11 protein-coding genes are annotated in these 9,491 nt (G+C 69.9%); 1 reads left to right on the forward strand and 10 read right to left on the reverse strand.

Going from position 1 to position 9,491, the window contains the following annotated elements:
• Window positions 1-188: 188 nt before the first annotated feature.
• On the reverse strand, window positions 189-824 hold the full coding sequence (fixJ, locus tag ACILRF_RS11720; RefSeq protein ID WP_395673072.1) for a response regulator FixJ: 636 nt from the start codon (window positions 822-824) through the stop codon (window positions 189-191).
• A complete protein-coding gene (locus tag ACILRF_RS11725; RefSeq protein ID WP_395673074.1) occupies window positions 817-2,328 on the reverse strand; it encodes a nitrogen regulation protein NR(II) in 1,512 nt (503 codons plus the stop codon). The genes fixJ and ACILRF_RS11725 overlap by 8 nt, the downstream gene beginning before the upstream one ends.
• Window positions 2,329-2,475: 147 nt before the next feature.
• Between ACILRF_RS11725 and ACILRF_RS11730 the strand changes: the two genes are divergently transcribed.
• Window positions 2,476-3,165, forward strand: coding sequence for an alternative oxidase (locus tag ACILRF_RS11730; protein WP_395673076.1), 690 nt, complete (start codon window positions 2,476-2,478; stop codon window positions 3,163-3,165).
• Between the two features lie 83 nt (window positions 3,166-3,248).
• On the opposite strand, the gene ACILRF_RS11735 is transcribed toward ACILRF_RS11730, so the two are convergent.
• Genes ACILRF_RS11735 through sdhC form a run of 8 tightly spaced genes read right to left on the reverse strand, consistent with a single transcriptional unit; the run spans window position 3,249 to window position 9,446 of the window.
• Window positions 3,249-3,674 (reverse strand): OsmC family protein, encoded by a 426-nt coding sequence (locus tag ACILRF_RS11735; protein ID WP_395673078.1) that lies wholly within the window; start codon window positions 3,672-3,674, stop codon window positions 3,249-3,251.
• A gap of 48 nt (window positions 3,675-3,722) precedes the next feature.
• Window positions 3,723-4,043, reverse strand: coding sequence for a 2Fe-2S iron-sulfur cluster-binding protein (locus tag ACILRF_RS11740; RefSeq protein ID WP_395673080.1), 321 nt, complete (start codon window positions 4,041-4,043; stop codon window positions 3,723-3,725).
• A gap of 16 nt (window positions 4,044-4,059) precedes the next feature.
• Window positions 4,060-5,283, reverse strand: a complete 1,224-nt coding sequence (locus tag ACILRF_RS11745; protein WP_395673082.1) for an NAD(P)/FAD-dependent oxidoreductase — start codon at window positions 5,281-5,283, stop codon at window positions 4,060-4,062.
• 28 nt (window positions 5,284-5,311) lie between these two features.
• The gene (locus ACILRF_RS11750) at window positions 5,312-6,097 is read right to left on the reverse strand and encodes a succinate dehydrogenase iron-sulfur subunit (protein ID WP_395673084.1); all 786 of its coding nucleotides are present in this window, start codon (window positions 6,095-6,097) and stop codon (window positions 5,312-5,314) included.
• Between the two features lie 12 nt (window positions 6,098-6,109).
• Window positions 6,110-6,838: a class I SAM-dependent methyltransferase gene (locus ACILRF_RS11755; RefSeq protein WP_395673086.1), complete on the reverse strand. Its 729-nt coding sequence runs from the start codon at window positions 6,836-6,838 to the stop codon at window positions 6,110-6,112.
• Window positions 6,839-6,855: 17 nt separating this feature from the next.
• Entirely contained in the window at window positions 6,856-8,643 is a 1,788-nt protein-coding gene (sdhA, locus tag ACILRF_RS11760; RefSeq protein ID WP_395673088.1) for a succinate dehydrogenase flavoprotein subunit, read from the reverse strand.
• Between the two features lie 3 nt (window positions 8,644-8,646).
• The gene (gene sdhD / locus ACILRF_RS11765; protein ID WP_395673090.1) at window positions 8,647-9,039 is read right to left on the reverse strand and encodes a succinate dehydrogenase, hydrophobic membrane anchor protein; all 393 of its coding nucleotides are present in this window, start codon (window positions 9,037-9,039) and stop codon (window positions 8,647-8,649) included.
• A complete protein-coding gene (sdhC, locus tag ACILRF_RS11770; protein ID WP_395673092.1) occupies window positions 9,039-9,446 on the reverse strand; it encodes a succinate dehydrogenase, cytochrome b556 subunit in 408 nt (135 codons plus the stop codon). Before sdhC ends, sdhD begins: the two co-directional genes overlap by 1 nt.
• Between the last annotated feature and the right edge of the window lie 45 nt (window positions 9,447-9,491).

A 9,491-nucleotide genomic window follows, 5' to 3' on the forward strand; every position in this document is an offset into this window, starting at 1 on the left:
CCCCGCTTCAACCACGCATAGGCGCTGACGCCGCCGAGGGTGCCGACGAAGGTGGCGAAGGCGGCGAGGATCATGGCGAGATAGGCGTGCTGGCCGGACATGGCGGGCTCCCTTGGGCGCTGTTGAACGTCGCCTGAGAATGGCCCCCGGTCCGCGCGGCCGAAATTCGGTTATGTCCGTACGGGGGTCTACGTAGCCGCCGGGTCCGGCCCGGCCACCAGGCTCATCCGCACCAGGTCCGACAGGCTGCGGGCGTTCATCTTGGTCATCACATGGGCCCGGTGCACCTCGACGGTCCGGGCGCTGATGCCGAGGTCGAAGGCGATGACCTTGTTCGGCTTGCCCTCCACCAGGCCCTGGAGGACCTCCATCTCCCGCCCCGACAGGGCCTCCATCCGCGCCAGAATGGCGGCGCGCTCGCCCTCCCGCTGGCTGCGGGCCACGCCGGCCTTCAGCGCGTGCTCTATTGCGGAGACCAGCAGGTCGTCGTCGAAAGGCTTCTCGACGAAATCGCTCACTCCGAGGCGCATCGCCTCGATGGCCAGGGGCACGTCGGCATGGCCCGTCATGACGATCACCGGATGGGTCACCCCTTCCGCCCGCAGGCGGCGGATCAGGTCGAGGCCGCTCATCTGCGGCATCCGCACGTCGGTGAGGATGCAGCCGACGGCGAGGTTTGGCAGCGCCTCCAGCAACGCCATCGGCCCGTCGTAGACTTTCGCCTGGAAGCCGGCGGTGTCGAGCAGGAAGCCCAGCGCGTCGCGCAGCGCCGGATCGTCGTCGACCACGTGGACCACGCCGCCGTTGGTTCGGCCCTCAGTCATTCGAAGTCTCCTCCGCCCCGGCGGTTCTTACGGTGAATCGGAAGGTCGCGCCGCCGCCCGGCGTCGGCTCGACCCAGATGCGCCCGCCGTGCGCCTCGACGATGGTGCGCGAGATCGACAGGCCGACCCCCATGCCCTCGCGCTTGGTGGTGACGAAGGGGGTGAACAGCTGGGCCGCGACCTCCGGATCGATCCCCGGGCCGGTGTCGGCGACCCGCACCTGGGCCATGCCCGGCCCGTCCGGCTCAACCGCCACGGCGATCTCGCGCCGGCCGCCGGGCGTCGTCTCCGAACCGGGGCCGCTCATGGCGTCGATGGCGTTGCGGATCAGGTTCAGCACCACCTGCTGGATCTGCACCCGGTCAGCCATCACCTGGTCGATGGAGGGGTCGTAGCGGAAGGTGGCGACGACGCCGGTCTCCTGGGCGCCCACCAGGGCCAGGGCGGCGGCCTCCTCGACGATCGAGCGCAGGCTCTCGATGCGCCGCTCGGTCTCGCCGCGCGCGGCGAACTCGCGCAGACGGCGGATGATCTCGCCGGCCCGCAGCGCCTGCTCGGCGGCCTTGGTCAGCGCCTCGCTCAGCCGAGCAGGGTCCGGCGAGGGCTGCGCCAGCATCCGCGTCGAGCCCTTCAGATAGGCGCCGATCGCCGCCAGCGGCTGGTTCAGTTCGTGCGCCAGGGCGGACGCCATCTCGCCCATCGCCGTGACGCGGGAGATGTGGACGAGCTCGCTCTGCAACGCCTGGACCCGCGCCTCAGCCGCCTGACGCTCGGTCAGGTCGCGGACGAAGCCGGTGAAGAACCGGCCCCGCTCGGTGCGCACTTCCCCAACCGCCAGCTCCATGGGGAACGGCGTCCCGTCGCGGCGCTCGCCGGTCACCACGCGCTCGCGGCCGATGATCCGCCGTTCGCCGGTCTCGTAGTAGCGGCCGAGGTAGGCGTCATGGGCGCCGCGGTCGGGCTCCGGCATCAGCATGGCGACATTGCGGCCGATGACCTCCTCGGCCCGCCAGCCGAAGGTCCGCTCGGCGGCGGGGGAGAACGAACCCACGGTCCCGGCCTCGTCGATGACGATCATCGCGTCCGGCACGGTGTCGAGGATCGACCTCAGGTGCGCCTGCCGCTCGGCGAGGTCGCGGTTGACCGCCAGCGCCTCAGCCCGTGCCCGCTGGAACCACTCGCCGCCAGTGACGATGGTGGCGCAGACCACGCCAAACACGCCGGCGCTGACCACGTCGCCGGCCTCCAGCGGCGCCCCGCGCGAGGCGGCGTAGACCCCGCCGGCGATGCCGATCATCGTCGCGTAGGCGCCCGCCCAAAGGCCGGCATAGGCGGAGGCCAGCACGACCGCCGGCACGAAGAACAGGAACACCGCCCGGTCGTCGAGCACCGGCGCCAGCGCCAGCCGCAGCGCGAGGCCGGCGGCGGCGGCGGCAAAGGCGATGGTCGCGCCGCCGAGGTGTCGGGCCAGGGCCGTGGCCGGAGGCGCTATTCGAAACGGCATCGGTCCCTTCTTAGCGGCGCGCGCCGGACCCACCCTACGGGATGTCACGTACGGACAACTCCCAATTTCGCCGGGCGGCCGCCGAATCTAAATCGTCGGCCATCGCTGGAGCCCGCAACGAGGGCGCTCAGCCAAAGGAGTTCACCGATGACCGCCCCCCTTGTCGACCTTTCGGTCCACCATCGCCCCGCCGGCGTCTCGGACCGGATCGCGTTCGGCTTCGTGAAGGCCTTGCGCTTCTGCGCCGACACCTTCTTCGCCAAGCGCTACGGCCACCGGGCCGTGGTGCTGGAGACCGTCGCCGCCGTTCCGGGCATGGTCGGCGCGACCCTCAACCACCTCAAGTGCCTGCGCCGCATGCAGGACGACCGAGGCTGGATCAAGACCCTGATGGACGAGGCCGAGAACGAGCGGATGCACCTGATGACCTTCATCGAGGTCGCCAAGCCCACCGCTTTCGAGCGCTTCGTCGTCGTCGCCGCCCAATGGGTGTTCTACCTGTTCTTCTTCGGCCTCTACCTGGCCAGCCCGAAGACCGCCCACCGCGTCGTCGGCTACTTCGAGGAAGAGGCGGTGATCAGCTACACCCACTACCTCGCCGAGATCGACGAGGGCCGCTCGGAGAACGTCGCCGCCCCGGCCATCGCCCTGCGCTACTGGAACCTGCCGGCGACCGCCACTCTGCGCGACGTCGTCGAGGTGGTCCGCGCCGACGAGGCCCACCACCGCGACGTCAACCACGGCTTCGCCAACGAGATCGCCGGCCTGCCGCAAGGCGCCGTCGCCCCCTGCCCGCACCACGTCGTGCTCGAGCCCCACTGGAAGGCGGCGGCTTGAGGCGAGAGTCCAGTCTTCCCCGCGAAGCAGAGGACAGGCAACGGGCCGGCCGAGGGAGACCTCGCGCCGGCTCTTTTCTATCCTCAGCCTTCCAGCGTCGCGTCGAGGGTGATCTCGGCGTTGAGCAACTTGGAGACCGGGCAGTTCTTCTCGGCCCCCTCGGCGATCTCCCGGAACTTCGCGTCGTCGATCCCCGGGATCTTGGCGTTCAGCGTCAGGGCCGAGCGGGTGATGCGGAAGCCCTGGCCCTCCGCCTCGAGGCTGACGGCCGCCTCGGTGCGGATTTCCTCGGCGGTGAAGCCGGCGGCCTGCAGACCGAACGCCAGGGCCATGGAGAAGCAGCCGGCGTGGGCCGCGGCGATCAACTCCTCCGGGTTCGTGCCCGGACCTTCCTCGAAGCGGCTCTTGAAGCCGTAAGGGGTCTCGGCGAGCACGCCCGACGGCGAGGTGAGCTTTCCGGCCCCGTCCTTGCCGGCGCCTGTCCAGACAGCATTGGCCTTGCGGATCATCTTTCGCCTCCTTGAGTTGAAAAGCGCCCGCCCCCGCGAACCTGGTTGCTAGTGCTGGCTCTCCGGCATGCGGACGATCAGACCGTCCAGCGCGTCGGTGACGCGGATCTGACAGGACAGCCGGCTGTTGGCCTCGACGCCTTCGGCGAAGTCCAGCATGGATTCCTCCATCGCCGACTGGGTCCCCGTCGCCTCGCGCCAGGCTTCGTCGACATAGACGTGGCAGGTGGCGCAGGCGCAGGCGCCGCCGCAGTCGGCGTCGATGCCCGGCACGTTGTTCTTGATCGCGCCTTCCATCACCGACAGGCCCGGCCGCACCTCGACCGTATGCTCGGTCCCGTCGTGTTCGATGTAGGTGATTTTGGCCATACGCTGCGCTCGCCGATCAGGCGGCGACCTCTTTCATGGAAACCGACGGGTCTGCAAGCCGGGCCTTGTCGACCGGCCGGCGGGCGAGGATGAGCTGCTTACCCATCATGAACTCGGGCGGGGCGTTGATCGCCTCGACCGCCTGCACGAGATCGCCCTTCAGGTGGAAGACGGCGAACCTTCCGCTGGCCGGATCGCCGCGCACCAGCACCTCGTCGACGTCGAAGGCGTAGCCGGCGATCTGCAGTTTCAGGTCGTACTGGTCCGACCACTGCCAGGGGCATTCCCCGGTCGGCGCGGGACGGCCGGTGATGGCGCTCGCCGCCTGCTTGGCCTGCTCCAGGGCGTTGGGGACGCTCTCCATCCGGAACATGCGGTCGTAGATCGGCATCGGCCGGTGGGCGACGTCGCCGATGGCGAAAATGTCGGGGTCGGAGGTGCGGGCGTTGAGGTCGACGACCACGCCGCGCGCCGTTTCCAGGCCGCAATCGGCCGCCAGCTCATCGTTCGGCGCCGCCCCGACGCCGACCACCGCCACATCGCAGTCCAGCACCCGGCCGTCGGCCAGGCGGACGCCGGTGACGCGGCCGTCAGCGCCCTCGAAGCCGCTGACGCTGCAGCCGAGCTCGAAACGGACGCCGTTCTTCTCGTGATAGCCCTGGAAGAAGTCCGACAGCGCCTCGCACGCCACCCGCGCCAGCAGCCGCGGCTCGCGCTCCAGCACCACGACCTCGGCGCCCAGCGCCCGGCCGGACGCCGCCACCTCCAGGCCGATGTAGCCGCCGCCGACCACCGCCAGCCGCTTGCCCGGCGCCAGGGCCTCTTTCAGCGCCTCGGCGTCCGCCGCGGTCCGCAGGCTGGTGACGCCCGCGAGGTCCGCCCCCGGGATCGGCAAGGAAAGCGCCCGCGCGCCGGTGGCCAGGATCAGGGTGTCGTAGGCGAGGCTCGAGCCGTCCGACAGGTGAACCCGCCGGGCGCTGCGCTCCAGCCGCTCGGCCCGCACGTTGGGCCGGAAGTCGATGCCGTGCTCGCCGTAGAACTCCACCGGCCGCAAGGCCAGCGAGTCCGCGTCCGCCTCGCCCTTCAGCCAGGCCTTCGACAGCGGTGGCCGCTGGTAGGGCGCGATCGGCTCTTCGCCGACCAGCACGATCGGGCCTTCGTGGCCGTACTGGCGCAGCAACGCCGCCGCCGTGCCGCCGGCGTGGCCGGCGCCGACGATCACCACCTGGCCCTGGCTCATCGGGGCTTCCCTACGGCGCCCGCGCGGCCTAGCTGACCCGCTCGGCCAGCATCTTCTTGACCTCGGCGATGGCCTTGGCGGGGTTCAGGCCCTTCGGGCAGACCTGGGCGCAGTTCATGATCGTGTGGCAGCGATAGAGCTTGAACGGGTCTTCGAGGTCGTCCAGCCGCTCGCCGGTCGACTCGTCGCGGGAGTCGATGATCCAGCGGTAGGCGTGCAGCAGGGCGGCCGGGCCGAGGTACTTCTCCTGGTTCCACCAGTAGCTCGGGCAGCTGGTCGAGCAGCAGGCGCACAGGATGCACTCATAGAGGCCGTCCAGCTTCTCGCGGTCCTCAGGGCTCTGCTTCCACTCGGTGCGCGGCTCCGGCGTCTCGGTTTGCAGCCAGGGCTCGATCGAGGCGTACTGGGCGTAGAACAGCGTCAGGTCCGGCACCAGGTCCTTGACCACCGGCATGTGCGGCAGGGGGCTGATCGGCACCTTCGAGCCCGAGCAGTCCTCGTGGCCATGGATGCACGCCAGCGTGTTGCGCCCGTCGATGTTCATCGCGCACGAACCGCAGATCCCCTCGCGACAGGAGCGCCGGAAGGTGAGCGTCGGGTCGACGGTGTTCTTGATGTGGATCAGCACGTCCAAGACCATCGGCCCGCACTGGCTGACATCGACGTCGTAGGTGTCCCATCGCGGGTTCTCGCCGCTGTCCGGGTCGTAGCGATAGATCTTGAAGGTCTTGACCTTCGCGGCGTCGGCCGGCGCGGGGTAGTGCTTCCCCTTGGGCGTGACCTTCGAGTTCTTGGGAAGGGTGAGCTGGACCATGGTGTGCGTGCCCTAAGCGTGACGCGGCTGCGTGGCCTGCCGGCCGAGAATGATGACGCCGTGGTGGCCGTCGTGATCGGTGTGGACGAGTTTCAGCTCGTCGAGGCCGGCGAGGTTGAGCCGGCGAACGACCTCGGAAAGGTCGTAGGTATACATGAAGATCGAGCCGGTCTCGTGCGCCAGGCGCCAGTCCGGCGCCGGCTTGCGGCGGCCGAACAGGTCGCGGCGCGGCGCCGATTCCGGCGGCTGGTGGCGATCTTCGAACCAGGTCGTGACCTGCAGGCTGACGAACCCACCGGGCGCAAGCCGCGCCAGCAGCACGTCGATCAGCTCCAGTCCCCGCGCCGGCGGGATGTGCTGGAAGACGATGAACGAGTTGATCCAGTCGAACCGGCCTTCGGGCAGCGCCTCGATGTAGACCGCCCGGCCGCCGCGCCCACGCGCCAGCTCCAGCATGCCGGGAGACACGTCGACGCCGGTGACCGACGACACATGTTCGGCCATGGCCTCCGTCAGGCGGCCGACGCCGCAGCCGAAGTCGAGCGCCGGTCCGGCCGGGCGCGAACCGGTCGCGTCCTCAAGCCAGTCCAGCACCTGGCCGATGTAGTCGCGGCCGGACTGGTAGAAGGCCTCGATCCGCGCCGGGGTCAGGCTCTCGGTCCGGTAATCCGGGTGGCTGAGCACGGCCCAGTAAGGCTGGGTCTCGCCCAGCGTCCGCCAATCGGCGTCTGTGTCGCGCAAAGCCACGGCCGGCCCGGTCAGTAGACCCGCGCCTTGGGCGGGAACGGCTTGATTTCGTCGGTCATGGTGAAGTCGTGGACCGGCCGGTAGTCGATGGTCGTCCTGCCCGTGGCGTCGTCGAACCAGGCCAGGGTGTGCTTCATCCACGTCTTGTCGTCGCGCTCCGGGAAGTCCTCGTGCGCGTGGGCGCCGCGGCTTTCGGTGCGGTTGTGGGCCCCGACCACCGTGACGACCGCCTGGCCGATCAGGTTGTCGAGCTCCAGGGTCTCCATCAGGTCGGTGTTCCAGATCATCGAGCGGTCGGCGACCTTGAGGTCCGGCCGCTTGGCGTTGACCTCGATCATCCGCCGCACGCCGCTGGCGAGGGCGTCGCTCGTCCGATAGACGGCGGCGTCTTCCTGCATGGCTCGTTGCATCTCGAGCCGCAGCTCCGCCGTGGTCGTGCCGCCGGACGCGGTGCGCAGGCGATCGAAACGGGCGAGGTGGCTCTCGGTGTGCTGCGGCTTCAGCTCCGGCTGGGCCGCGCCGGCCTTGATCGTGTCGGCCGCGCGCAGGGCCGCCGAGCGGCCGAACACCACGAGGTCGATCAGGCTGTTGGAGCCGAGGCGGTTGGCGCCGTGGACGCTGACGCAGGCGGCCTCGCCGACGGCCATCAGGCCGGGCACCACCTGATCGGGGTTCTTGCCGGCCTTGGTGACGACCTCCGAGTAGAAGTTCGTCGGGATGCCGCCCATATTGTAGTGCACCGTCGGCAGCACCGGGATCGGCTCCTTGGTGACGTCGACGCCGGCGAAGATCTTGGCGCTCTCCGAGATGCCCGGCAGGCGCTCGGCCAGGATCTTCGGGTCCAGGTGGTCGAGGTGCAGGAAGATGTGGTCCTTCTTCGGACCGACGCCACGGCCCTCGCGGATCTCCATGGTCATCGCCCGGCTGACCATGTCGCGGGGCGCGAGGTCCTTCACGGTCGGCGCATAGCGCTCCATGAACCGCTCGCCCTCGGAGTTGGTCAGGTAGCCGCCCTCGCCGCGGGCGCCCTCGGTGATCAGGCAGCCTGAGCCGTAGATGCCGGTCGGGTGGAACTGGACGAACTCCATGTCCTGCAGCGGCAGGCCGGCGCGTAGGGCCATGCCGCCGCCGTCCCCCGTGCAGGTGTGGGCGCTGGTCGCCGAGAAGTAGGCGCGGCCGTATCCGCCGGTCGCCAGGATGACGAGCTGCGCCTGGAAGCGGTGCAGGGTGCCGTCGTCGAGCTTCCACGCCGTCACGCCGCGGCACACGCCCTCGTCCATGATCAGGTCGAGGGCGAAGTACTCGATGAAGAACTCGGTCTCGTGCGCCAGGCTCTGGCCGTACATGGTGTGCAGCATGGCGTGGCCGGTGCGGTCGGCCGCCGCGCAGGTGCGCTGGATCGGCGCCTCGCCGTAATTGCGGGTCATGCCGCCGAAGGCGCGCTGGTAGATCTTGCCGTCGGCCGTGCGGCTGAACGGGACGCCCCAGTGCTCCAGCTCATAGACCGCCGCCGGCGCGTTGCGGCAGAGGTATTCGATGGCGTCCTGGTCGCCCAGCCAGTCCGACCCCTTGACGGTGTCGTACATGTGCCAGCGCCAGTCGTCCTCGCCCATGTTGCCGAGGCTGGCCGAGATGCCGCCCTGCGCCGCCACGGTGTGCGAGCGGGTCGGAAACACCTTGGTGATGCAGGCCGTCTTCAGGCCGGCCTGGGCGCAGCCGAGCGCGGCGCGAAGACCCGAGCCGCCCGCCCCGACGACGACGACGTCGAACTTGTGGTCGATGAATTGGTAGGCCGACATGCGTCAGTAGGCTCCGCCGCCGAAGGCGACTTTCAGGATGGAGAACACCGCCAGCGCGCCGCCGAGGCCGCAGACGAACAGGTTGGCCAGCAGGGCGCCGGCCTTGCCAAGGGTCGTGTGGACATAGTCCTCGACGATCACCCGCAGACCGTCGTGCATGTGCCAGAAGCTGACGCCCAGCAGCAGGACCATCAGGGTGGCGTTGACGGGATTGCCGATCCAGGCGACCGCGAAGGCGTAGTCGTTGGCCGCCAGGCGCAGGACGCCGAACACGCCCCACAGCGTCAGCGGCACGAGGGCGATGCCGCCGACTCGCTCGCCGATCCACACGCCGACGCCGTGGCCGGCGGCGCCGAGGCCGCGGGCCCGGGACAGGGGGGTGCGATAGCTGGCCATCAGAGCGCTCCGGTCATGAAGGCGATGGCCCAGACGGCCAGGGTAGCGGCGCAGGCGAAGGCGATGACCAGCACCGCGCTGGCGTTGGCGCTCTTCACGTCGAGCCCGTGACCGAGGTCCCAGACCACGTGCCGGATGCCGTTCGCCAGGTGATAGAACACCGACCAGGTCAGGCCGAACATCACCACGAGGCCGAGCGGCGAGCCGAGCAGGCCCTGGAAGGTCGAATAGGCCTCCGGCCCGCTGGCCAGCGACACCGCCCACGCCGCGCCGATCAGGGCGCCGACGTAGAGCGCCACGCCGGTCGCCCGGTGCAGGATCGAGGTCAGCATGGTGATGTGCCAGCGCCAGACCGAGAGGTGGGGCGACATGGGCCGCTCGCGCGGGGCCCGGGAGGCGTCGGTCATCTTGGAGCCGCTCGTTGGTTTTGGATGGCGCCGCTTTTACGCCGC

The sequence above is a fragment of the Phenylobacterium sp. genome (assembly GCF_044236515.1).
Taxonomy (GTDB): domain Bacteria; phylum Pseudomonadota; class Alphaproteobacteria; order Caulobacterales; family Caulobacteraceae; genus Phenylobacterium.